Origin of the sequence: Leifsonia sp. Leaf336, from assembly GCF_001423695.1 — a bacterium.
In the GTDB taxonomy this organism is placed as follows: Bacteria; Actinomycetota; Actinomycetes; order Actinomycetales; family Microbacteriaceae; genus Leifsonia.
Genome location: NZ_LMOZ01000001.1, coordinates 881,394 through 904,580, shown reverse-complemented (window position 1 = coordinate 904,580; position 23,187 = coordinate 881,394). Strand labels below are relative to the sequence as shown.

Below are 23,187 nucleotides of genomic sequence, written 5' to 3'. Positions count from 1 at the left end.
CTCTTCCTATCCAGTCGCCACACACCGACACCCTACGTGCCCGAGCGCGAAACGCCCGGCAATCTGCGCGGGTTTCGCGTCAACCCGCAGGTCGGGCGGCCCCTGCCTCCGAATCGGTCACCCCGAGGTTCGCGTCCACTGGCTCCCGGCCGCCCGCGCCCTTCGCCACTCCGAGGAACACGAGCGCGAGCACCCCGCAGAGCAGGTAGAGCGTCGCCTGCGCGTCCAGGACGCGGACGGTGCCGACCGACTCGGCGATCAGGCCGGCGACCAGGAGGCCGACGCCCTGGGCCGCGCCCGAGAGGGTGGTCACCGCGGCGATCACGCGCCCGAGCGTCGCCCGAGGAGTGACGGTCTGCACGAGCGTGATCTCGCCGGTCGCGGTCGCCACAGCCGGCAGCCCCATCGCGATGAACAGGCCGGCGTAGACCCACACGGAGGTCGTGACCGGGGCGAGGTTCCAGGTGAGCAGAGAGAGCGCCCCGAACACCAGGTAGCCTCCGCCGATGAGCCAGCGCGAGGCGAACCGGCGGATCAGCACACCGGTGAGCAGGCCTCCCAGCACTCCTCCGATTGCCTGCACGCCGCGCAGGAGGCCGACCTCCGTGTCGTTCGCGCCGAGATCCTGCGTCACGTACACGATGAAGAGGACGAGGAAGACACCCTGCGCGATGCTGCCGAGCACGGCGATGACGGCGATCGTGCGCAGCTCCCTGGTGCGGACGACGGTCGCGATGCCCTCCACCCACTCGTGGAGGAGACGACGCTCGACGGCGGGCGCGGTCTCGGCGCCGGCGGCCGCGGCCTTCGCCGGGAGCGGCCGCGTGAAGGCGACGAGCAGGGCCGTCACGCCGAAGCTCGCCGCATCCACGATCACCACACCGGTCAGCCCGCCCAGGGCGAACGCGAGACCGCCGAGCGGCGAACCCACCAGGCGGGCGAGGTTGTCCGCGATGGCGAGGAGGGCGTTGCCGCGACCCAGCTCGTCCGACTTCAGCAGCCGCGGCACCATCGACTGGCGCGCCGGGTTCATCATGGCGCCGAGGCATGCCTGCACCGCGGCCACCACGTAGACGATGCCCATGCGGTCGGAGGTCGCGGCGAGCAGCGGCAGGAGCGCCACGCCCTGGATGAGCGCTACGACGATCATCGTGCGCCGTGGATCCCAGCGGTCGACCAGCACGCCGAGGAACGTGCCGGCGAGCAGCATCGGGATGAGCTCGGCCAGGAACACGGCCGACGCGCCCAGCGCCGAACCGGTCGCCGAGAACGCGAACAGCGGGAGGGCGATCATCAGCAGCCAGTCGCCGGTGTCGGAGACCAGACCGGCCGTCCAGATCAGCGCGTAGTCGCGGCGGAAGAGCGGTGAACGGCTCACGAGGCGTCGACCTCCTCGTCGGGATGGAGGAACGCGTTGAGGTTGAGCGCGACGACGGCGCTGTCGCTCGGGGCGTCCTGACGGGTCAGCGCGATGTAGGGGCGGATCAGCGCGTCCAGCCGCTCCCCCAGCTCGCGCAACTCGTCGGGGCTGATGCGCAGGGCGTAGCCGGAGAGCATGCTCGCCTCGCGCCAGGCCGGCGGCACACTGTCGCGCCGGGCGATCGCGCGGTGCAGCCGTGCGGCCTCCTCGTCGACCTGGTGGTCGGCGAAGAAGCGCTCGACGGTGTCGACGCCGAGCTGGACGCCGGGGTCGTCGGCGCGGCCGAGCTGGAGGCCGGTGGCCGTCGACTGCCACGGCCGCTCCCGGCCGTCCTCGGCCTCCACCCGCTCGACCAGGCCGAAGCGGGCGAGCGCCCTCAAGTGGTAGCTGCAGTTGGAGGGCGTGGAGCCGACGGCCTCGGCGCACTCGCTGGCCGTACGGGCGCCGAACGACATGAGGTGGTCGAGCAGCGCCAGCCGGGTCGGGTGCGCGAGTGCGCGCAGGGCGCGCGGGTCGGTGACCGTACGCCGGTCCTCCGGGCGTCCACCAGATGTGAAAGACATGTTTCAGATTGTGCGCTACGACTTCTTTCACGTCAAGCCGGTTCTTTCGTGCCGTGCGGGAATGATCGCGGCCCGCACGGGTTGTTCACAGGGATGAACGAAATCACCCGAGCCAGCGTGGGCTTCCGCTCCGAGCGCGGCCCCATCCTGATCGCGCTGATGCTGACGACGGGACTCGTCGCGATCGACGCGACGATCCTCGCGACAGCCGTGCCCTCCATCGTCGGCGACCTGGGCGGCTTCGCCCAGTTCCCGTGGCTGTTCTCGATCTATCTGCTCGCCCAGGCGGTCTCCGTCCCCGTCTACGCCAAGCTCTCCGACACCGTCGGCCGCAAACCCATCGTGCTGGCGGGCATCGGCCTGTTCTTCCTCGGCTCGATCCTGTGCGGGTTCGCCTGGAGCATGCCCGCGCTGATCGCCTTCCGCGCGCTCCAAGGTCTCGGCGCCGGAGCCATCCAGCCCATGTCGATGACGATCGCCGGCGACATCTACACCGTCGCCGAGCGGGCCAAGACCCAGGGCTACCTCGCGAGCGTCTGGGCGATCTCGTCGGTGGTCGGTCCCACGCTCGGCGGACTGTTCTCGCAGTTCCTGTCGTGGCGGTGGATCTTCTTCGTCAACGTTCCGCTCTGCATCCTGGCCGCGTGGATGCTGATCCGCGCGTTCCACGAGAACATCGAGCGCAAGCGGCACCGCATCGACTATGCGGGGTCGGCGCTGCTCACCGCCGGCATGTCGCTGCTCATCCTCGCGGTGCTCGAGGGCGGCCAGGCCTGGGCCTGGAACTCGGCCTGGAGCATCGGCGCCTTCGCTCTCGGCGGCCTCCTGCTGGTCGCTTTCGCGCTCGTGGAGCGACGGGCCGCGGAGCCGGTGCTGCCGCTGTGGGTGTTCTCCCGGCGGCTGCTGGTCACGACCACGCTCGTCTCGCTGGGCATCGGGGCGATCCTCATCGGGCTCACCTCCTACGTGCCGACCTACCTGGAATCCACGATCGGTGTGCCGCCGCTCGTCTCCGGTCTCTCCGTCGCAGCCCTCACACTCGGCTGGCCGCTCGCGGCGAGCGTCTCAGGCCGCTTCTACCTGCGGATCGGTTTCCGCAACACCGCACTGCTCGGCACGAGCATCGCGATCCTCGGCACGATCCTGCTGGCGGCCACCAGCGTCACGCCGAGCGTGCTGTTCGTGGCGGTGAGCTGCTTCATCGTCGGGCTCGGGATGGGCCTCGTCGCGACGCCGACGCTGATCGCCGCCCAGTCGAGCGTCTCGTGGAGCGAGCGCGGCGTGGTCACCGGCACCAACATGTTCGCGCGTTCCATCGGCAGCGCGGTAGGCGTCGCCGTGTTCGGCGCGATCGCGAACGCCATCATCCTGTCGACCTCCGGAGGCGCGCACTCCCCCGCGGCCGTGCAGAGCGCCTCCACCGCCGTCTTCGTGTCGGTGGCGATCGTCGCCGTGCTCACGATCGTGGCCGGCCTGCTCATGCCGCGCTCCCGCGTCGAGGACGTCGAGCTCGGCCGAGCCCCCGCGACCGCCGACTGACGCGTGGTATCGTGTGGTCGGACCATGTGGTCCGACCACACGATACGCGCGAGGAGGGCACGCCGGTGAGCACCGAGCCGAAGGCGTGGGAGGGCGTGCTCGCCCGCATCGAGGAGCGGCTCGTCGACGGCCGGTTGCGGCCGGGCGACCACCTGCCGCCCGAGCGCACTCTCGCCGCCGAGTTCGGCGTCGCCCGCTCCAGCGTCCGCGAAGCCGTGCGTGTTCTGGAGGCCATGGGCCTGATCCGCACGCAGACCGGATCGGGGCCGACCTCCGGCGCCATCATCATCGCCCGCCCGCTCGGCGGGATGCAGGCCCTGATGCGCCTGCAGGTCGCGGCCAGCGGCTTCCCGGTCGCCGACGTGGTGAGCACGCGACTGCTGCTGGAGTCCTCGGTCGCCGGCGAACTCGCCGAACGCGGATCCGAGGTCGACCTCGACGAGGCGCACCAACTGCTCGACGCCATGGACGACCCCGCGCTCACCGCGGCCGAGTTCCTCGCGCTCGACGCGCAGTTCCACCTTGCGCTCGCGGAGGCCGCGGGCAACGCCGTCGTCGCCACGATGATGGCCGGACTGCGCAGCTCGATCGAAGGCTACGTTCTCGCCGGCGCCGCGCGCCTCCCGGAGTGGGAGGCCATGGCGGCGCGGCTGCGCACCGAGCACCGAGCCGTGATGGCGGCCATTGCCGACGGCGACGCGGCAGGAGCCCGCACGCGCATCCACGATCACATCAGCGGCTACTACCGCGACGCCGCCCCGGCATCCGCCGTCACTGCTCCATCCCCGTCCGTTTCCCCGTCCACCGACGCACGTTAGGCACACGAACATGGTCACCCGCCAACTCCCGAAGCCCGCCGAGCTGTTCGAGCTCCTGTCGTTCAAGAAGCCGGAGCTCGACGCCAAGAAGCGCCGGCTGAGCGCCGCCCTCACCATCGAGGACCTGCGCACGATCGCCAAGCGCCGCACGCCGAAGGCCGCCTTCGACTACACGGAGGGTGCGGCAGAGGGCGAGCTTTCGCTCGCCCGGGCGCGGCAAGCGTTCCAGGACATCGAGTTCCACCCGTCGATCTTGCGCGACGTCTCCACCGTCGACACGTCCTGCGAGATCTGGGGAGGGCCCTCCGCGATGCCGTTCGGGATCGCGCCCACCGGCTTCACGCGGCTGATGCAGACCGAGGGCGAGGTCGCCGGGGCGGGAGCAGCCGGCGCGGCCGGCATCCCGTTCACGCTGTCGACGCTCGGCACGACCTCCATCGAGGGCGTGAAGGCGGCGAACCCGACCGGCCGCAACTGGTTCCAGCTCTACGTGATGCGCGACCGCGAGATCTCCTACGAGCTCGTCCGCCGCGCGGCCGCGAACGGCTTCGACACCCTGTTCTTCACGGTCGATACCCCGGTCGCCGGCGCGCGCCTCCGCGACAAGCGCAACGGCTTCTCCATCCCGCCGCAGCTCACCCTCGGGACGGTGATCAACGCGATCCCTCGGCCGTGGTGGTGGTACGACTTCCTCACCACGCCCAAGCTGGAGTTCGCCTCGCTGTCATCGACCGGCGGCACCGTCGGCGAGCTGCTGGACGCCGCGATGGACCCGTCGATCAGCTTCGCCGACCTCGACGTCATCCGCGGGATGTGGCCCGGCAAGATCGTCGTCAAGGGCGTGCAGAACGTGGAGGACTCCCGCAAGCTCGTCGACCTCGGCGTCGACGGTATCGTGCTCTCCAACCACGGCGGCCGCCAGCTCGACCGGGCGCCGATCCCCTTCCATCTGCTGCCGCAGGTCGTGGAGGCCGTGGGCGACCGTACCGAGGTCGCGATCGACACCGGCATCATGAACGGCGCCGACATCGTCGCCGCGTACGCGCTCGGTGCGAAGTTCACGCTGATCGGCCGGGCCTACCTCTACGGCCTGATGGCGGGAGGCCGCGCCGGCGTCGACCGGACGATCCAGATCCTGAGCGACCAGGTCGTGCGCACGATGAAGCTGCTGGAGGTGCCGACCCTGGCCGACCTCACGCCCGCGCACGTCACGCAGCTGCGCCGCCTGCTGCCGGTTGGCGAGGCGACGGACGCCGTCACGCGCGCCTGACTCGCCGGCGTGCCGCGCGCACCGCCGTGTTACGCAGCCACGCCACAGCGCATCCAAAGGAAAAGACCCATACGCTTGGCGTGGAGACTTGTCCACCGTCGGAAACGGAATGACCTGAATGGCTGCTACAGGCAGAGGCGCGACCACCACGAAGAACGACCGTCGCGCCGAGGCGCGCGAGACGGCGCGGAAGATGCGCGAGGAGGCCGCGAGGAAGGCCAAGCGGCGCAAGGTCATCGTGCAGAGCTCGGTGATCGTCGGCATCATCGCCGTGCTCACGATCATCGGTGTCGTGATCTTCACGAGCGTCAGCGCGTCCAACAACGTCGCGAACCCGAAGAACATGCTGAGCGGCGGAATCCTGCTCACCCAGGCTGACAAAGCCGTCACCACCCCGGCGATCGCGCAGGGCGCCAAGCCGACGCCGACGACCCAGACGCTGGACGGCAAGACCGCCCACATCCAGATCTGGCTCGACTACCAGTGCCCGTACTGCGACCAGTTCGAGACCACGAACTCCGATCAGATGAAGCAGTGGATGGCCGACGGTCAGGCGACGCTGGAGATCCACCCCATCGCCATCCTCGACTCCAGCACCAACAACCAGTACTCGACCCGTGCGGCCGCCGCCGCGTCGTGCGTGGCCAACTACGAGCCCGACAAGTTCTTCGACGTCAACAGCGCGCTGTTCGCCAACCAGCCGGACGAGCAGACCGGCTCCGGTCTCACGAACGCCAAGATGCTGGAACTCTTCAAGGGCGCCGGCGTGAGCTCGTCGGCGATCACGAAGTGCGTGAACGACCAGACGTACTCCAAGTTCGTCACGAACCGCACGAACGAGGCCGTCGCGAACTCCCAGCTCAAGAACCCGCAGACCGGCAGCTTCGGCACCCCGACGGTGTTCGTCAACGGCGAGCGCTATCAGGGCGGCTTCACCGACGCGTCCCAGTTCGCCACGTTCGTGCAGGCGGCCGTCAAGGACGCCGGTTCCAGCGGCACCTACAGCTTCCCGAAGGCGAGCTGAGCACCGCCTCCTCCGATCGATCGGTCCCGACCCGCCGGCGCGGCCTCCGCCGTCGCGGCGAGTCGGGACCGATCGTTTTCCGCGGGTGCGCTGCGGGTGTACGTTCGGCCCGAACCCGCAGGTGAGGAGACGAGCATGGACCGCATCCCCGAAGACGGCGCAGACGACCCGGCCATCGGCGACTCCGACGCCGGAGACACCGCCGGCTGGGTCGACCCCCGCGACGGCGAGGTCGACTACGCACTGGACGACCCGATCGCGGAGGCCGACTTCGCGGACGAGCTGGTCACGACCGACGGTGTCGCCGGCGAGACGGTGTGGGACGGCCCCGGCGACGGCAACGACGGCCCCACCGGAGGCCAGGCGCGCGAGGCCGAGCCCGACTACGACGAGCACGACCCGGAGGGCGACCCCGACGAGGGCATCCTGACGCAGGAGGACCTCGACGAGGAGGGCCTCTGAGGCCTGCGGCCTAGGTGCGCTCCCCCGCGGTCGGCACGGCCGCGACGACGCCGTCGGCGCTCCGCTCGAGGAAGCCGACGATGGCCTCCGACGGCAGGTCGGTGCCGATCGCGGTCGCGACCAGGACGTCTTCGGCGAACGCGATCCAGGAGCGCAGCCCGATGCGCAGCAGAGGAACGTCCGCCGCGCCCAGCTCGAGGAACACCGCGATGATCCGCTCGGCCTGCTCGCCCCTGGCCTCCTCGACCACGGCCCTGACCTCCACGTCGCCGCTCGCGACGCCGCGGACCAGCGAGTAGAACGTGCCGCTGTGGTCGCGCACGAACGCGACGATGCGCGCCAGCGTGTCGCTCAGGCGCTCCCGCGGCGGCAGCTCGGGGATCGGCTCCGTGGCGTGCAGCATGCTGTCGCGCGCGGTGCGGACGACCTCCCGGTGCAGGCCCTGCTTGGAGCCGAAATAGTGGAACAGGAGAGCGCGCGAGACCCCGGCCTGCGCCGACAGCTCCTCGATGGTCAGGGAGTCGAGGGGATGCTCGGCGAGGTGCGCGACGCCGAGCGCGACCAGTTGCGCCCGGCGCTCGTCCGGGGTCAGCCGGGTGCGCCGGTCGGTGTCCATCTCTCGAGCGTACTAGCCGGGGCGTGACCGGAACGGTCGGTCCGTCCTCCATTCTGCCGACTATTGACAACTCGTCAATAGCGTCTAGTCTCGCTGTGGGAACGACCGCACCGTCGCTGTCAAGCCCCCGAACAGGAGGATCGATGAAGTTCCGCAAGCTCGCCGGCTCGCAGGCCGGACGCATCGTGATCGCCGCCGTGCCCGTCGCCGTGGTGTCCACCGTGCTGATGACCGGAGTCGCCCAGGGAGCCGTGCCCGTCTCGTTCGCCGTCTCCGGAAGCCAGTTCCAGATCAGCGCCTCCAAGCTCGATGGCACCGGATTCTCGCAGTACGCCGGCGTCGCCCCCGACACCGCGGGCAAGCAGCACCAGGTCGCGATCGCGAACATCAAGTCCGCGACCCTCGCCGATCTGTGCCAGTCGGTCGTCACCGACACCCCGCTCGGCAAGGTCGGGATTCTGATCACCGCCGGCGGTGGAGGCAACCCGGCCAGCGCCTCCGACCTGCAGATCGGGATGACCGACCTGGCGGGCGACTCCGAGTTCCACAACATCCGGATCGGCGTCGACGCCTCCACCGTGAACACCGCGGCCAAGGGTGCGCCGGGCGACTTCGCCCAGGACGCCGACACGGTCACGATCAGCCACCTGCAGCAGACGGCGTGGAGCACCCAGGCCTCTGTGTTCACCCTGACCGGCATGCACGTGCAGCTGACGGACGGATCGAAGGGATGCTTCTGAGCCGCCCCGCCGCGCACGCGGCGACTGCGGCGGAGGACGCGAGCGCCCCGACGCGGCGTGAGCGGTTCCGCGCGTGGCGGCGCCAGCGCCCGTTCGTCGGCGGCCTGCTGACGGCGCTCGGCGGCGTGGAGATGTTCTTCTCCGGCCAGCTCGACGTGGGTCGCATCCACGTGCAGCTCGGGATCGAGGGGCTGCAGGCGACGATCATCCCCATCCTGCTCGTGCTGCTCGGCGTGCTCGCGATCGCGATGCCCGCGCACCGGATCTTCTACGGCGTGATCGCCCTCGCGGTCGCCGTGTACTCGCTCATCGGCGTCAACCTCGGCGGCTTCTTCATCGGAATGCTGCTGAGCTCGATCGGCGGCGTGCTCACGGTGGCGTGGATGCCGCGCGAGAGGAAAGGCGACGTGGAGCCCGAGCCCGAGCCCGAGCCCGATCAGGAGCGGGGCGCGTGAGCCGCGGCAGAAGAGCCGCAGGCGGGGCGCTCGTCGCCGCAGTGGTGCTCGCCGGCGCGCTCGCGGGAATCGGTGCGGTGCCCCTGCCGGCGCAGACCGCCCGCACGACGGCCGCGCCCGCGTCGCTGTGCATCCCGATCTTCACGTCGTGCAGCTCGCCGACGCCCACCCCCTCGCCGTCGCCGTCGTCGGGCTCCCCCGCGCCCGGGCTGCCGCTGCCCGGCCTCCCGGCGCCGACGCCGACCGTCCCCGGCGTCGGCACCACGCCGACGCCGGCGCCCGCCCCGGCCGTTGCGGACGGCTCCGCGCCCGTCTTCACCCAGCCTCCGGCCCAGCTCGGCAGCCAGTCGCTGTCGTTCACCGGCCTCCAGGGCATCAGCCTGGTGACCGTTCCGCTTGCCGACGGCAGCCGGATCCCGGTGCTGAAGATCTCGGCGGACACGATCACGATCCAGGGCTTCAGCCTCACCGTGCGCAAGCAGACCGGGCCGTCTCTGTCCACGACCGCCGACACGATGACCCTCAGCGGCCACGTGGAGGTCTACCTCGACTCGGCGACGGCGACCGGGCCGGACGGCAAGTCGCTGACCCTCGGAGCGGCTACCCCTCCCCCGAACGACGGGCTGCCGACGCAGCTGCTGCGGGTGACGCTCGGCCTGGTCGGGACGACCGCCGACTCGATCACCTACTCGAACACCAAGCAGCACCTGTCGGAGTGACGCCGAGGGATGGCCTGGTGACGTCGCGCTAGCGGGACTTGCGGAGGCGGCGCCGCTCGCGACGGCTGAGCGCCGCCAGCGCTTCGGCCTCCGCACGCCGCGCGGCCTCCGCTTCTCGCAGGCGCGCCTCACGACGCTCGACCCAGCGCGCGACCTCCTCGTCGACATCGCGCGTCGGGGTGACGACCGGCGGGCCGCCCTGCAGCTGCCGGCGGGCGTCGACGACGCGCCGGTTGAAGTCGGCGAGGTGCTCGCGCACGGCACGCTCGGAGCCGAGCCGGTCGAGGGTCGCGTCGAGCTCGCCGTGCTCGGTGCGCAGCGTGAGCGCCGGCGGCCCCAGCCCGGTGAGCTGCTCGCGCTCGATCTTGCGGCGGATCCACCAGTCGGGGTCGTGCGTGCCGGACAATCCGGGCAGCGGCTTGCCCGCTCCGGGGAGGTCGTCGAAGTCGCCCCGGCGGATCGCCTGCTGGATCGCGTTCTCGATGACATGGGCGCGCTGATCCATCGTCGGCTGGCCGGTGTTGGTCTCCTCGACCTCCTCGCCGCGGGCCCGGGCATCGCGATCGACGCGGTAGCGCGCGGCGTCGAGCCGGGCATCCGGCAGGGGTCGAGAGCGCTCATCGGCCATGCTTCCAGCCTACGTCGAACCCGAGCCGCGGCCGAGTGGCACGGCTCGACGTTCTGGCCGCAAGTCGGCGGTCGGGCGTAGCGTTCGGCGCATGGCGCCCTTCCGCATCGCTGTGCCCGACGACGTCCTCGACGACCTCCACGGCCGGCTCGACTCGACCCTCCTGCCCGAGAAGACGCCCGGGCCCGACTGGTCCAACGGGATCCCGCCTGAAGTGCTCGGCTCCCTCGTCGACCGCTGGCGCGACCGCTACGACTGGCGGGAGGCCGAGGGCCGGCTCAATCGCTTCGAGCAGGTGCGCGTGGACGTCGACGGCTGCGAGGTGCACGCGGTGGTCGCCCGCGGCCGCGCGACAGGGAGGCTCCCGATCGTGGTCACGCACGGCTGGCCGTACTCGTTCGCCTCCATGCTCCCGCTGGTCGACGCCCTGGGCGGCGAGCTCGACGTCGTCGTGCCGTCGCTGCCCGGCTACGGGTTCTCGAGCGTGCTGCCGACCGCGTTCTCGTCGGAGGCCGTCGCCGACCGCTGGGACGCCCTGATGACCACCGAGCTCGGCTATGAGCGCTACCTGACGTACGGGGAGGACGTGGGTGCGGGCGTGAGCGACTGGCTCGCCGGAGCGCATCCCGCCGTCGCCGGCATCGTCGCGAGCCACGCGTCGTTCTCGGCCCGCAGTCGACCGGGTGTGGAGCTCGACGATGCCGAGCGCGCATTCCTCGCGTCCGTGGCCTCGGCCGCCGAGTCGGGCTACGCCCACCAGCAGGGCACGCGGCCCGACACCCTGGCGGCGGCGCTGATCGACTCACCGAGCGGCCTGCTCGCCTGGATCGCCGAGAAGATCGCAGCGTGGAGCGAGGGCGACGGCCTGGAGTCGTTCGATCCGGACGACATCCTGACGAACGTGATGGTCTATTGGATCACCCGGTCGATCGGCACGAGCTTCCGCCCGTACAGCGAGTCGCCCGCCGGCGACGACCTCCACCCGATCATCGAGGTGCCCGCGAGCATCATCGTGCAGACCCACGAGGGTGCGTACCCGCGGTCGCTCGCCGAGAAGAGCTATGCGGACATCCGCTCTTTCGAGCGGCTGTCACGCGGCGGTCACTTCACCGCATGGGAGAACCCGACGGCGATCGCGTCGGCGATCCTCGTCCTCGAGGAGACCGTGCGCTGAAAGCCCCGCGCCAGACCGGTTGACAAAAGTCAACTCCCGAATACTGTGTGCACTAAGCAACCGGATGGCAGGCCGGACCGCAGGGGGCGGACGGCAGTACTGCATTCCCGGTGGGTGGCGCCCGATTCCTCGTGAGTCGAGCGCCGCCCGGCTTCAGCCGCGGCGGCGCCCGACTCCCGACATCACAGGGCGCGGATGTTGGACGCCTGCATGCCCTTCGGACCCTGTGTCAGGTCGTACTCGACCTTCTGGTTCTCGTCGAGGGAGCGGTAGCCTCCCTGCGACTGGATCTCGCTGAAGTGGGCGAAGACGTCGGCACTGCCGTCATCCGGGGCGATGAACCCGTACCCCTTCTCTGCGTTGAACCATTTGACGGTGCCTGTAGCCATCGTGTCTTCCTTCGTTGTCTTCACCGACCGCTTCGAACGGCCGGCAAAGCCAGGCTACTCTCTGGCGGCTTGTTAGCATTCATCCGATGCAGAACCTGAGCAACGCGATCGCCGAACGGATCGGCGGGAACATCCGCGAACGCCGCGAGCGGCTGCTGTTCGCGATCGACGAGCTGGCCCGGCGGGCCGGCCTGGAGGAGCACACGCTCTGGCGCATCGAGCGCGGCACCATGACGCCATCGGTGCTCGTGCTGGTGCAGCTCGCCGCCGTGCTCGAGTGCCGTCCGGGCGACCTCCTGCAGGGCGTCTCGGCCTCGCTCGGTGACGAAGTTCAGTCGTAACCGAGGATCACCACGTCGGCGTCGCTCCAGAACCCGCCGGAAAGGCCGCCGAGCACACCCGTCTTCGCTCCCTCAGCGGGGGCGGTGAGTGTCCGGTCTTCCTCGACGACGATGGCGGCCATGTCAGGATGGTAGGCGCGTCGACGATTCCGGCGAATCGACACCGTGTCCAACGGGCGGGGATCGATCGACACGGTGTCCAGTCCGCCTCCCGGCTTCACATCCCACTCTGGGAGAACCGAGAGCAGGCGCCGATGCCGCAGCGTCAGAGTTTGCTGATATTCGCGAGTGACCCCTTCCTGGGGGTAGCCGTGTCGTGCCAGAATCACGGAACCCGCTGCACTCCGGCGGGCAGCTGAGGCCCGAACCGCGCTGACGACGACGCAACGAAGGAGAGCCCCATGACTGAGATCATCGCCCCTGCCGCCGTTCGTGCCGCCCTCGATCATGCCGTGACCGCCGCCGGGGAACGTCATCGCTATGCCTTCCCCGCCGACGGCCTCGTGCGCTTCACCTGGGACGCCGAAGGCGACGGGCACGGCGACCTGATCGGCGAGGCGATCCGGGAGCTGGCGCCGGACGTGTACTCGCACCTGGTCACGGTCGAGACCGCCGACCCTGGGCAGCCGGTGGAGTCGGTCCTCGACCTCGCCGCGCATGGCCTGACCGTGCCGTTCGCCACGATGGCCGCGCTCGACGAAGCGCGCGCCATCGAGGATGCGGGCGGAACCTGGGGCGAGGCGCTCGCCTGCTTCGACGAGCTGTACTTCGACTCGCCGGCACTCGCCGGCTGAGGCAGGCCGGGCAGGGGCCCGCCCGCAGGTCGGCCCGTCAGGCCTCCGGGTCGTACTGGAACTCGCGCACCTCCTGCGCGCAGCGGCACACCGTCGCGATCTTCGCCGCCCACTCCAGCGCCGCGTCCCGCGTCGGGAGGTCGAGAACGGTGAAGCCGCCGTCCATCAGGCGGGTCTCGGGATAGGTGCCCTGCCTGATCGTTCCGTCCCCGGACACCAGCACCGTCCCCGCGCTCTCGTTCACGCCGCCGCCGAACACGTAGACGCCGGCCTCCTGTGCCTCACGGATGACCGAGTGCGCGGCCTTGGACACGGCGGGCAGCTCCTCCTCCGACACCTGCATCGCCCCGGACGGGAACGAGATCATGAACTTCGTCATCGCGTGACTCCCTCGCTGTTCACATCGTCGGCCGCAGACCGCCGTCGATCACGACATCCGCTCCGGTCAGATTGCCCAGGACCGGGCTCGCGAGCATCGCCACCAGAGCACCGACCTCCTCGGGAGTGGTGAAGCGACCCGTGACCATCGACTGCTCCGCGCCGTGCCGCACGTCCTCCGGAGTGCCGCCTCCGGCCGCGGAGACGGTTTCGGCGACGCCGCCCGCACCCAGCCAGAGCGCGGTCGCGACCGGACCCGGGCTGATGGAGTTGACACGGATGCCGCGAGACCCGAGCTCTTTCGACAGCGACTTGGTGAAGCTGAGCAGCGCCGCCTTCGCCGCGCTGTAGTCCATCACCAGCGGATCCGCGAGGATGGCGTTCTCGCTGACCACGTTGACGATAGCGCCGCCGTCCGGGATCGCGTCGAGCAGCGACCGGGTGACCCGCACCGCCGCGAGAGCGTTGAGCTCGTACGTCCGCAGCCAGTCGTCGTCGGTGATGGAGGCGAAACCGCCCGGCCGGGGCGGGGCAGAGCCGACGTTGTTCACCACGACGTCGACGGTCTCCCCGATCGTGTCGCGCAGACCGGCGATCGCCGCCGGGTCCGAGAGGTCGGCCGCGACGAACCGGAACCCGGCGGCGGCCTCCAGTTCGCGCGACTCGTCTGTGGCCGCGCGTGCGACACCGACGACGGTCGCACCCTCGGCGAGCAAGGCTCGGACAGCGGCCAGGCCGATCCCGCGGCTGGCACCGGTCACGACGGCTCGGGCGCCGGTCAGTCGAAGGTCCACGGCGCGACAGTAACGGGTGCGCGCCGCCCTCGGCTAGAGCCTACGCAGCAGAACCGTCGTCACGCCCTCGACTCGCGCGACACCCTCCGCAGCGTGGTGAAGCACCCGAGGAACGCGAAGACGAGGGCGAGCAGCACCTGCGGCAGATAGGCCTGCCACATGTCGCCGTTGCTGAGGAGGTTGTCGGCGAAGACGCCCCAGACCTTCGGATCGGCGATCGCATCCTGGAGCGGGACCTCGATCGCCGAGGCCAGGTCGGTGAACATTCCGGCGAGCAGGCTGAGGACGACCGTCACGACGACGATCGCGATGATCCCCCAGAACGCCGCTCGCGTGATGCGCGCTTTCGACCCCACCCGATACAGCCAGACGGCGCCGACCGCGACGCCCCACGAGACGATGGAGGCGATGAAGCCGAGGTTCCAGATCACCGTCCAGACCACGACACCCACCGGGATGACCAGCAGGGCCAGCGCGATGCCGCGACCGACGCGTTCGCCCTGGCTGAACGGCGGCATCGCGTCGTGCGCCGTCAGTGGCTCCGGTGCCGGGGCGGCCGGCAGCGCCTGGGGCGCCGCCTCCACCCTGTCGTCGCGTGCGGGCTCCACCCGGTCGTCGGTGGCATCGGTCATGGTGGTTCCCCCCTCGGGCCGCAGGCCCGGACATCGTGCAGCACCCTCCGGCGACGGTGCGCTGGACATCCTGTCACGGTGGAACCGCGTGCCGCCCGATGCGCGACCACCCCATTTCGGGGTGGCCCAGCGCTTGGTCAGCCGATCGCGTCGTAGGTCGTGATTCGCAGCCGGTCGAAGAAGAGCGCATCGGCCGTCTGCGCACCGTCGGCGCCGGGGACAGCGACGACGACGGTCACCGAGACCTCCCCCGCCGTCAGCCGACGGACCGCGTCGGTCACGATCACGACCTTGGTGACGGGAGCCAGAGAATGCCGTCCGCGGATGTCGAACGGATCGGTGTATCTCCACTGCGGGTCGCAGTGCCCCTCGTCGCCGACGCAGTTGAAATGCCCGAAGACCGTGAACGAGCCCGCGTAGCCGGAGGCGTCGTCGCGCGGCGTGTCCAGGCCGGCGTCGGCATTGTCGAAGAAGACCCGCGCCTCGTACGAGGCGCCCGAGTGGTCGATGCCCGAGAAGATCAGATCGGCGCGGTAGAGGGAGTCCCGCACCGCGGTCGGGACGGTCAGGGGAGGTGAGGTGTAGCGTTCCATGATCCTTCTCCGTCGTCAGTGCCCGTGGGTCGCATGCGCGGCCGCCGGCGCCGAGTCGACCTCGACGGAGGCGGTCGTGACCGCGTAGTCGTAACCCAGCGTCGTCACGTTGAGCGTCTGCCGCACCGTCAGACCGAAGGGAGGCAGGGCGTCGTCGAGGATGTCGGCCGGCGGCGTCGCGCCGGAGTGCCGTTGCTGCCAGAGCCGCCAGATCCGGTCGACCATGGCGTGATGCGCCCAGAAGATCGGGTCGAACGCGGCGAGGTAGATGTAGTACATGTCGCCGCCCGCGCCCCCGGTCCAGACGTGGACGTTGTTGTGGAGGTTCTCGAGCTGGCTCGTGAAGTCGAGGTAGTCGGTGATGTCGAGGAGTGCGGCGACCTCCTGAGCGGTCGGCAGCGGCGGCGACCCGGGCTGCCCGGGGAACCGCACCGTCTGCGCCGGGAGGTCGACCGGCGGGTTGCCGGCCTTCGCCTGCTGCAGCGCCCGCGGGTCGACCGGTGCGCTGGCGAGCGGGTTGTCCGGCGCGTTCTCCGCCGTGTAGATGTCGGGGATGGTGTGGACCGTCCAATCCCACCACGGCAACGTGACCGTCGGCACCAGGTCCATCAGCGACCGCTCGAACGAATACAGGTAGGCCCGATGCCAGGGCAGGAAGTACGGCGTCCCGTGCGCGACCGAGCAGCCGATCGGCATCGGGAGGCCGTGGACGCCCGCGAAGTACTGGTAGCCGCGGTCGTCGCTCAGCGCCAGCGACTTCGTGATGGCCTCCCGCAGCAGACCGGTCTGGTCTGGGGTGAGGAACTGCGCGTTGCGCCGCCACCGCACCGGTGACGCCGCGTGCGTCGCAGGCGAGAAGCCGACAGCCATGGTGCACGTCCGATCCCGCGGAGGCCCGCGTCGCCTCCAGGGTTCGCCTCCTCGGGCGGCATTGGCAATACCCGGTTCGTCTACTGCGGCCTCCCGAACCATCGCGTGAGGTGGTTCTCGAGGTCGTGCTGGTCGTCGCCGGCCCAGGCGACGTAGCCGTCGGGTCGCAGCAGCACCGCCCGCGCGTCGAGCGGCGCACCGGGATCGACGACCGCATCCACGCGGCCCGCCCACTCCTCGGCGCTGAGGCTCGCCGTGCGATCGAGCAGCAGCCCGCGTCCGTCGCGCAGCCGCTCGTAGAGCCTGCTGTCGGTGAGCGGCAGGTCGCGGAGGCGTTTACCCACCAGCTCCGATCCGCCGCCGAGTTCGTAGCGGATGCCGGTGCCGCTGATCCGCTCAGCGAGGTACCGGCTCACGTCGTCGAACCCCATCAGCTCGGTGAACAGCCGGCGCACGGCCTGCGGGCCGGGCTCCGGCGCGATCAGGACGCTCTGCGCGCGGGTGAGCGTCAAGACGTCGTCGGCGACCGGCCGCCGCTCCGACTCGTAAGTGTCGAGCAGTCCGTCCGGAGCCCAGCCGTCGAGCTCGGCGGCCAGCTTCCAGCCGAGGTTGAAGGCGTCCTGGATGCCGAGGTTGAGCCCCTGGCCACCCAGCGGAGGATGGACGTGGGCCGCGTCGCCGGCGAGCAGCACCCGGCCGGAGCGGTACCGTTCGGCGAGCCGGGTCGCATCGGTGAAGCGCGAGAGGGCGCGGGGGGCGTGCGCACCGAAGTCGGTGCCGGCGTACGCCCTCAGCCGGGCGCGGAACTCGTCCATCGTAGGAGGCACGCTGCGGTCCTCCGCGACGGTCGCTGCGGGCACGACCGCGCGGTACAGCCCGCCGGCGGCGGGGCCGATGCCGAATCCGCGATGCGTCTTTCTCACCTCCGCCGAGATCGCGGCGATGTCGTCCGCCGACGCCGTCACCTCCACCTCGCCGAGCAGCCACTCGGTGGTCGCCGCCTCGCCGGCGAACGCGATGCCCAGCTGCCTGCGAACGAGACTGCGGCCTCCGTCGCAGCCGACCAGCCAGCGCGACCGCAGCCGGGTGCCGTCGACCAGGTCGACGCTCACCCCGTCGTCGTCCTGCTCGAAGCCCGCCACCTCCGCGCCTCGGCGAAGCTGCGCGCCGAGCTCGACCGCGTGCTCCTCCAGCAGCCGGTCGGTGATCGTCTGCGGGATGCCGAGGATGTACGCGTGCGCCGAATCCAGGTCGACGGGGTGCGGCGCCGCGATGCCGGCGAACGTCCCGACCTGCGGATAGCGCGTCCCGAGCTCCAGGAACCGGTCGAGTAGTCCGCGCTGGTCGAGGATCTCGATGCTGCGCGCGTGGAGGCCGAGCGACCGCGCAAGGGGACTCGGCCGCTCGTCGCGCTCCAGCACGAGCACGTCGACATCATGCAGCCGCAGCTCGGCGGCCAGCATGGACCCCGTCGGTCCGCCTCCGCTGATGATCACGTCGAACACCTGTGACGCCATCCGGCACTCTCCTTCTCAGCAGCCGGGGGGCGAATCTCGTGATTCCGGCCGCGACCGGCTATTCTCCCCGATGCAGGGGGCCTTGCGGCAAGCCCGGGTGCGGCCGGTATGCTGGAAATGCAGGCGCCCGCGGCGTGACCGCCCGGCGCCCCACATTCCCGAGAAGACCTCATCTTCTACTCCCCCTCCCCGTGCCCGCGGGGCTACCCTGTCGCCCAAGGCCCGGACCAGAACGGGCCGGGGAGCACCTGTCATGGCCAAGCACAGAATCCTCGCGGTCGCCGGGATCGCCGCCGCAGCCGTCCTCCTCGCCTTCGGGGCCCCCCAGAGCGTCGAGGGCATCGTGCCCGGGCAGGGCAGCATCCACTTCACGGCGGTCGGCGACTATGCGGCCAACGCCAACACGCAGGCGGTGCTGTCAGGGATCAAGACGCTGAACCCCGACCTGAACCTGGCGGTCGGCGACCTGTCGTACGGGACGACCGGGCAGGAGCAGGCGTGGTGCGACCTGGTCACGCAGACCCTCGGCGCCGGCTTCCCGTTCGAGCTGGTCTCCGGCAACCACGAGAGCAACGGGCAGAACGGCAACATCAACGACTTCTCGGCCTGCCTGCCGAACCAGCTCCCCGGAGTGGTCGGCACCTACGGGCGGCAGTACTACGTCGACGTTCCCCAAGGAGCACCGCTGATCCGGTTCATCATGATCTCGCCCGGCCTGCCGTTCTCCGACGGCATGTGGACGTACGCGGCAGGGACGGACCACTACAACTGGGCGTCCGCCGCGATCGACGGAGCCCACGCCGCGAACATCCCCTGGGTCGTCGTCGGCATGCACAAGCCGTGCCTCTCGATGGGCCAGTACACGTGCGAGCCCGGCGCGGACATCATGAACCTCCTGGTGTCCAAGCGGGTCGACCTGGTGCTGACCGGGCACGAGCACCTCTACCAGCGGACCAAGCAGCTGGCGACCAGCGCCTCCTGCCCCTCGATCACACCGGGCACGTACACCGCGGCGTGCGTCGCCGACTCCGACAACACTCTCGTCAAGGGAGCGGGCACGGTGTTCGCGACCGTCGGCACGGGAGGCAACAACAACTACGACATCAACCCGGCCGACAGCGAGGCCGGCTACTTCGCGTCGACGTACGGCAACTCCACGGCCCCGCTTTTCGGGTCGATCGACGTCACAGCGACCGCGACCCAGCTCAGTGCCTCCTACGCGCGCGCCGCCGGTGCGAGCTTCAGCGACTCCTTCACGATCGGTCCGCCCACCGGAGGCGGCAACCAGCCCCCGAACGCGGTCATCGCCGCCTCCTGCACCGACCTCACCTGTTCCTTCGACGGGACCGGCTCGAACGATCCCGACGGAACGGTGACCTCCTACGCCTGGGACTTCGGTGACGGCACGACCGGCGCGGGGAGCACGATCAGTCACACGTATGCCGCCGCAGGCACCTACCCCGTCCGGCTGACGGTGACCGACGACGGCGGGGCCACGGCGAGCGCCAACCGGTCGACGACGGTGACCGCGCCACCGCCACCGCCGAACGTGCTGGCCGCCGACACCTTCTCGCGCTCGGTCACCGGAGGCTGGGGCACCGCCACGACCGGAGGCGCCTGGACCGCCGCCGGCTCGTCCTCCCTCTACTCGGTGAACGGCAGCGCCGGCCTGATCCAGCTCCCCACCGGATCGGGAGGGACGACCCGTCTGCCCGGCTTCACCTCCACCGACACCGACCTGCGACTCTCGGTCGCGCTCGACAAGGTGCCGTCGTCCGGCAACGTCTACCTGACCATCCAGGGCCGCCGGATCGCGACGGCCGGCGCGTACGCGTCGAAGGTGATCGTGTCGTCGGCCGGCAAGGTCACGATCCAGATCGTGCGGGTGGACCAGAACGGCGGCAACGAGGTCGTGGTGCAGTCGTCGGTCGCGGTCCCCGGGATCACCTATACCGCCGGTCAGAAGCTCGACGTCCGGCTGCTGATCACCGGCACGAGTCCGACGACCGTGCAGACCAAGGTCTGGCTCGACGGAACGACGGAGCCCGCGGCGTGGCAGCGGACGGCGACCGACTCGACAGCCGCCCTGCAGGCCGGAGGCGGACTGGCGATCACCGGCTACCTCTCCGGCGGCGTGGTGAACACGCCGGTGACGCTGTCGGTCGACGACCTCAGCGCGGTCAAGCCCTGACCGCTCGGCGGCAATGAATCGCGGGCCACAGCACGGCGGCCGGGATCACGATGACGGCGGGTTCTCCAGCGTCACGGTCGCCTTGGCGGTCTTGCCGTCGCGCACGTAGGTGACGTCGACGGTGTCCCCCGCTTTCGTCGTCATCACGGTCTCGGTGAGCGTATCGGCGTTCGACGCCGGCTTGCCGTTGATCTCGGTGATGACATCGCCCTGTTGCAGCCCGGCCTTCGCCGACGGTCCGTCGGGCACGACGGAGACGACGTAGAGCCCGTCCGCAACCTTGAGCCGTTGCGCCACCGCCGGCGGGATGGGCGCGATCGAGAGACCGAAGTACGGGTAGGTCACGTGCCCGTTCTTGATGATCTGGTCGACGAGCGAGTGCGCGAAGTCGGACGGGATGGCGAAGCCGATGCCCACGCTTCCGCCGCCGGCCTGACCTGCCGCGTTCGGCACGGTCGCGATTGCGGAGTTGATGCCGATCAGGTCGCCGGAGCAGTTGACGAGCGCGCCTCCCGAATTGCCCGGGTTGATGGAGGCGTCGGTCTGGATGGCGTTGGCGAGGATCGCGGTCTGGCCGTTGTCGCCGGGCACCGGGACGGTACGCCCGAGAGCGCTGACGATGCCGGAGGTCACCGTTCCGGACAGGCCGAGCGGAGCGCCGAGGGCGACGACGGGCTGGCCGACGACGACCTTCGCCGAGTCGCCCCATGGCACTGTCGGCAGATTCGACCCGGAGATCTTCAGCACCGCGAGATCCGCACGCGGATCGCGCCCGACGAGCTGCGCGGGCGACTCGACACCGCCGGAGGACAGCACCGCGATCGTCCCGCCGTCCACCGCACCCGAGATCACGTGGTTGTTGGTGACGATGTAGCCGTCGTCGGTGATGATCTCGCCGGTCCCGGTCCCCCCGCCGGCCGAACCGACGGCGGAGACCGTGACGATCGCCGGCAGCACTTCGTTCGACACCGTGATCGCGTCGCACGCGCTCACCTGCTGGCTGCTCGTCGACGCCGGGGCGGACGTGGTGGAGGCTCCCGACCTCCCCACGCCCCAGCCGAGGAGGCCGCCCGCGACGAGTGCGACCACGACCGCGAGCGTGCCCCAGAGCCAGCCGGTGCGGCGTGTGCGCCGCGCGGGCGGCGTCGGGGCCGCCGGCGGAGTAGCCGGGACGGGAGTCGGTTCACTCTCAGACATGTCCACCCCCAAGTCGAAGGGTCTGAGCGCCACAACGCCCTCGGTCTACACCAGGGGTGGGCGCGGTGGCAATGATCTCCGCGTCGGGCGGGCACGCATGGGCGCCGACGAGACGCAAGGGGTTGTGGAGGCCCGCTTCCGGACGTTCGCTCGCCTGAGCGGCGCGGCCTCGACACGCGGCGCCGACACACGAAGGAGAAAGACCATGGCGACGACAGTCAGCGAGTTCGTGATCGCACGGCTGAGGGAGTGGGGCGTGCGGCGCGTGTTCGGCTTCCCCGGCGACGGGATCGGCGAGTTCGACGGCATGCTCGGCAAGGCCGAGCGCGCCGGTGAGGGGCTGGAGTACATCCGGCCGACGCACGAGGAGATCTGCGCGCTGATGGCGGTGGCGCACGCCAAGTTCACCGGGGAGGTCGGTGTCTGCATCGCCACCTCCAGCCCGGGAGGCTTCCACCTGATGAACGGCCTCTACGACGCGAAGATGGACAACCAGCCGGTCGTCGCCATCGTCGGCCAGCAGGGACTGAACTCGTTCGGCACCTTCAACCAGCAGGAGAGCAAGCTCGAGCAGACGTTCTCGGATGTCGCAGCCTACGTGCAGACGATCGTCTCTCCCGAGCAGGCGCAGGCCGTGATCGACACGGCCTTCCGCACGGCGATCGCGCGCAAGCAGCCGACCGTGGTCATCCTGCCGCACGATGTGCAGGGCATGGCGATGGCCGCACCGGGCGCCGAGATGTGGGTCTCGCGCTCCAGCGCGGTGGCGCCGTCGACCGCGATCGCCCCTCCGATGGAGCAGCTGCGGGCCGCCGCCGACCTCATCAATGCGGGTGAGCGCGTCACCTTCCTCGTCGGTCACGGCGCCGTCGGAGCGGAGCAGGAGGTGCTCGCGGCCGCGCGGCTGGCAGGCGCAGGCGTGATGACGACGCTCCGCGGCAAGCAGGTCGTGCCGGGCGACATCCCCTTCCACACCCAGCAGCTCGGCCTCCTCGGCTCCCGGCCGAGCTACGACCAGATGCAGGAATGCGACACGCTCGTGCTGCTCGGCACCAACTACCCGTACGGGCAGTTCCTCCCGAAGACCGGTCAGGCGAAGGCGATCCAGGTCGACCTCCGCCCCGAACAGCTGGGACTTCGCTACCCGACCGACGTGAGCATCTGGGGCGATGTGAAGGCGACGCTCGCCGGTCTCATCCCGCTGCTCACGCCGAAGGACGACCTCTCGTGGCAGGAGAGGGCGGCGGCCTCCATGCGCAACTGGGACGACGAGCTCGAAGCGCAGGCCGCCCAGCACTACGACGACGGCGTCAACCCGCGCCGTGTCTACCACGAGCTGAACAGGCGGCTTCCCGCCGGGGCGATCGTCACCGCCGACGCGGGCACGACCGCGGACTGGTACGGCCAGTACATCCGGCTGCGCGACGGGATGCGCGGTGATCTCTCCGGCCGGTTGGCGACCATGCTGGCCGCAATGCCTTACGCGACGGCAGCGAAGTTCGCCTATCCGGAGCGGACGGTGGTCTGCACGATCGGCGACGGCGCGTTCCAGATGCTCGGGATGAACGAGCTGATCACCGTCAAGAAGTACCTCTCGCGCTGGTCGAACCCGAACTTCGTCGTGCTGGTGCTCCACAACGACGACCTCGCCCAGGTCTCGTGGGAGATGCGCACCGAGGACGCGAACCCGGTCTGGTCGACCTCCCAGGACGTCGAGTCGGTCGACTACGCCGGCTGGGCGCAGCTGCTGGGGTTCCAGGGCATAACGGTGACCTCCGACGACCAGATCGAGGCGGCGTGGGAGGCCGCGCTCGCCCATCCCGGCGTAACGGTGATCGACGCGCACACCAGCAAGAACGTGCCGCCGCTGCCGCCGCACATCACGCTCGAGTTCGCGAAGAACACCGGCCTCGCCCTCCTGAAGGGCGACCCGGAGGGTCACGGGGCGATCAAGGACTCGGCGACCTCGCTGATCACCGAGGGGGTCGAACGGGTGAAGGACGCGCTGCACCTGGAGAAGGGCGACGACGAGAGGTGACCCCTTTGCGGCGACCGCTCCCATA

The 23,187-nt window shown here is 70.3% G+C and carries 26 protein-coding genes; 13 read left to right on the top strand and 13 right to left on the bottom strand.

Translation table 11 applies throughout. The annotated features are described in order from the left end of the window. Nucleotides 1-79: 79 nt before the first annotated feature. Together ASF88_RS04430 and ASF88_RS20895 are read right to left on the bottom strand one after the other, a co-directional pair. Complete coding sequence (locus tag ASF88_RS04430) at nt 80-1,378, bottom strand: MFS transporter (RefSeq protein WP_082518743.1); 1,299 nt, start codon at nt 1,376-1,378, stop codon at nt 80-82. Then, a complete protein-coding gene (locus ASF88_RS20895) occupies nt 1,375-1,983 on the bottom strand; it encodes an ArsR/SmtB family transcription factor (protein ID WP_055914751.1) in 609 nt (202 codons plus the stop codon). The genes ASF88_RS04430 and ASF88_RS20895 overlap by 4 nt, the downstream gene beginning before the upstream one ends. 93 nt (nt 1,984-2,076) lie before the next feature. On the opposite strand from ASF88_RS20895, the gene ASF88_RS04420 reads away from it, so the two are divergent. From ASF88_RS04420 to ASF88_RS04400, 5 genes are all read left to right on the top strand, one after another. Continuing rightward, nucleotides 2,077-3,522, top strand: coding sequence for an MDR family MFS transporter (locus tag ASF88_RS04420; protein WP_055914748.1), 1,446 nt, complete (start codon nt 2,077-2,079; stop codon nt 3,520-3,522). Nucleotides 3,523-3,587: 65 nt separating this feature from the next. Then, nucleotides 3,588-4,340: a FadR/GntR family transcriptional regulator gene (locus ASF88_RS04415; protein WP_055914745.1), complete on the top strand. Its 753-nt coding sequence runs from the start codon at nt 3,588-3,590 to the stop codon at nt 4,338-4,340. A 10-nt stretch (nt 4,341-4,350) separates the two neighbouring features. Beyond that, on the top strand, nt 4,351-5,610 hold the full coding sequence (locus ASF88_RS04410; protein ID WP_055914742.1) for an alpha-hydroxy acid oxidase: 1,260 nt from the start codon (nt 4,351-4,353) through the stop codon (nt 5,608-5,610). 118 nt (nt 5,611-5,728) lie between these two features. Beyond that, complete coding sequence (locus tag ASF88_RS04405; protein ID WP_235493272.1) at nt 5,729-6,634, top strand: DsbA family protein; 906 nt, start codon at nt 5,729-5,731, stop codon at nt 6,632-6,634. Between the two features lie 135 nt (nt 6,635-6,769). Further along, nucleotides 6,770-7,096 carry a hypothetical protein gene (locus ASF88_RS04400; RefSeq protein WP_055914737.1) on the top strand — a complete coding sequence of 109 codons (327 nt, stop codon included), beginning with the start codon at nt 6,770-6,772 and terminating at the stop codon, nt 7,094-7,096. A 10-nt stretch (nt 7,097-7,106) separates the two neighbouring features. On the opposite strand, the gene ASF88_RS04395 is transcribed toward ASF88_RS04400, so the two are convergent. Further along, nucleotides 7,107-7,712, bottom strand: a complete 606-nt coding sequence (locus ASF88_RS04395) for a TetR/AcrR family transcriptional regulator (protein WP_055914734.1) — start codon at nt 7,710-7,712, stop codon at nt 7,107-7,109. A gap of 143 nt (nt 7,713-7,855) precedes the next feature. Between ASF88_RS04395 and ASF88_RS04390 the strand changes: the two genes are divergently transcribed. Genes ASF88_RS04390 through ASF88_RS04380 form a run of 3 tightly spaced genes read left to right on the top strand, consistent with a single transcriptional unit; the run spans nt 7,856 to nt 9,626 of the window. After that, a complete protein-coding gene (locus tag ASF88_RS04390; protein ID WP_055914731.1) occupies nt 7,856-8,452 on the top strand; it encodes a DUF6230 family protein in 597 nt (198 codons plus the stop codon). Next, nucleotides 8,443-8,907 (top strand): DUF6114 domain-containing protein, encoded by a 465-nt coding sequence (locus ASF88_RS04385; protein ID WP_055914728.1) that lies wholly within the window; start codon nt 8,443-8,445, stop codon nt 8,905-8,907. The genes ASF88_RS04390 and ASF88_RS04385 overlap by 10 nt, the downstream gene beginning before the upstream one ends. Beyond that, entirely contained in the window at nt 8,904-9,626 is a 723-nt protein-coding gene (locus tag ASF88_RS04380) for a hypothetical protein (protein WP_055914725.1), read from the top strand. The genes ASF88_RS04385 and ASF88_RS04380 overlap by 4 nt, the downstream gene beginning before the upstream one ends. Nucleotides 9,627-9,654: 28 nt before the next feature. On the opposite strand, the gene ASF88_RS04375 is transcribed toward ASF88_RS04380, so the two are convergent. Then, nucleotides 9,655-10,254: a J-domain-containing protein gene (locus ASF88_RS04375; protein ID WP_055914723.1), complete on the bottom strand. Its 600-nt coding sequence runs from the start codon at nt 10,252-10,254 to the stop codon at nt 9,655-9,657. 91 nt (nt 10,255-10,345) lie between these two features. Between ASF88_RS04375 and ASF88_RS04370 the strand changes: the two genes are divergently transcribed. Then, entirely contained in the window at nt 10,346-11,428 is a 1,083-nt protein-coding gene (locus ASF88_RS04370) for an epoxide hydrolase family protein (protein WP_055914720.1), read from the top strand. 182 nt (nt 11,429-11,610) lie between these two features. On the opposite strand, the gene ASF88_RS04365 is transcribed toward ASF88_RS04370, so the two are convergent. Next, nucleotides 11,611-11,817 (bottom strand): cold-shock protein, encoded by a 207-nt coding sequence (locus ASF88_RS04365; protein WP_055914717.1) that lies wholly within the window; start codon nt 11,815-11,817, stop codon nt 11,611-11,613. 86 nt (nt 11,818-11,903) lie between these two features. Here ASF88_RS04365 and ASF88_RS04360 point away from each other — a divergent pair, with 86 nt between their 5' ends. Next, nucleotides 11,904-12,158 (top strand): helix-turn-helix domain-containing protein, encoded by a 255-nt coding sequence (locus tag ASF88_RS04360; protein WP_055914714.1) that lies wholly within the window; start codon nt 11,904-11,906, stop codon nt 12,156-12,158. Here ASF88_RS04360 and ASF88_RS21045 read toward each other — a convergent pair. Next, on the bottom strand, nt 12,149-12,280 hold the full coding sequence (locus ASF88_RS21045; protein ID WP_268765635.1) for a hypothetical protein: 132 nt from the start codon (nt 12,278-12,280) through the stop codon (nt 12,149-12,151). The two genes, ASF88_RS04360 and ASF88_RS21045, sit on opposite strands and share 10 nt — an antisense overlap. Before the next feature lie 279 nt (nt 12,281-12,559). Between ASF88_RS21045 and ASF88_RS04355 the strand changes: the two genes are divergently transcribed. After that, the gene (locus ASF88_RS04355; RefSeq protein ID WP_055914711.1) at nt 12,560-12,952 is read left to right on the top strand and encodes a hypothetical protein; all 393 of its coding nucleotides are present in this window, start codon (nt 12,560-12,562) and stop codon (nt 12,950-12,952) included. A gap of 37 nt (nt 12,953-12,989) precedes the next feature. Here the strand turns inward: ASF88_RS04355 and ASF88_RS04350 are convergent, their stop codons facing one another. The 6 genes from ASF88_RS04350 to rox form a co-directional block, all read right to left on the bottom strand. Next, nucleotides 12,990-13,331 carry a YciI family protein gene (locus ASF88_RS04350; RefSeq protein WP_055914708.1) on the bottom strand — a complete coding sequence of 114 codons (342 nt, stop codon included), beginning with the start codon at nt 13,329-13,331 and terminating at the stop codon, nt 12,990-12,992. A gap of 19 nt (nt 13,332-13,350) precedes the next feature. Further along, on the bottom strand, nt 13,351-14,124 hold the full coding sequence (locus ASF88_RS04345) for an SDR family NAD(P)-dependent oxidoreductase (protein ID WP_055914705.1): 774 nt from the start codon (nt 14,122-14,124) through the stop codon (nt 13,351-13,353). Nucleotides 14,125-14,183: 59 nt separating this feature from the next. Then, a complete protein-coding gene (locus ASF88_RS04340) occupies nt 14,184-14,756 on the bottom strand; it encodes a hypothetical protein (protein WP_055914703.1) in 573 nt (190 codons plus the stop codon). 137 nt (nt 14,757-14,893) lie between these two features. Beyond that, nucleotides 14,894-15,349, bottom strand: coding sequence for a hypothetical protein (locus ASF88_RS04335; RefSeq protein WP_055914701.1), 456 nt, complete (start codon nt 15,347-15,349; stop codon nt 14,894-14,896). A gap of 15 nt (nt 15,350-15,364) precedes the next feature. Continuing rightward, the gene (locus tag ASF88_RS20645; protein ID WP_055914699.1) at nt 15,365-16,219 is read right to left on the bottom strand and encodes a tyrosinase family protein; all 855 of its coding nucleotides are present in this window, start codon (nt 16,217-16,219) and stop codon (nt 15,365-15,367) included. 80 nt (nt 16,220-16,299) lie between these two features. Beyond that, on the bottom strand, nt 16,300-17,736 hold the full coding sequence (gene rox / locus ASF88_RS04325; RefSeq protein WP_235493270.1) for a rifampin monooxygenase: 1,437 nt from the start codon (nt 17,734-17,736) through the stop codon (nt 16,300-16,302). Nucleotides 17,737-17,989: 253 nt separating this feature from the next. Here rox and ASF88_RS04320 point away from each other — a divergent pair, with 253 nt between their 5' ends. Further along, nucleotides 17,990-19,927, top strand: a complete 1,938-nt coding sequence (locus tag ASF88_RS04320) for a PKD domain-containing protein (RefSeq protein WP_055914696.1) — start codon at nt 17,990-17,992, stop codon at nt 19,925-19,927. A 45-nt stretch (nt 19,928-19,972) separates the two neighbouring features. Here the strand turns inward: ASF88_RS04320 and ASF88_RS04315 are convergent, their stop codons facing one another. Further along, nucleotides 19,973-21,124, bottom strand: coding sequence for a S1C family serine protease (locus tag ASF88_RS04315; RefSeq protein ID WP_082518835.1), 1,152 nt, complete (start codon nt 21,122-21,124; stop codon nt 19,973-19,975). 205 nt (nt 21,125-21,329) lie between these two features. On the opposite strand from ASF88_RS04315, the gene ASF88_RS04310 reads away from it, so the two are divergent. Further along, nucleotides 21,330-23,162 carry a thiamine pyrophosphate-requiring protein gene (locus ASF88_RS04310; protein WP_055914692.1) on the top strand — a complete coding sequence of 611 codons (1,833 nt, stop codon included), beginning with the start codon at nt 21,330-21,332 and terminating at the stop codon, nt 23,160-23,162. Nucleotides 23,163-23,187 lie beyond the last annotated feature (25 nt).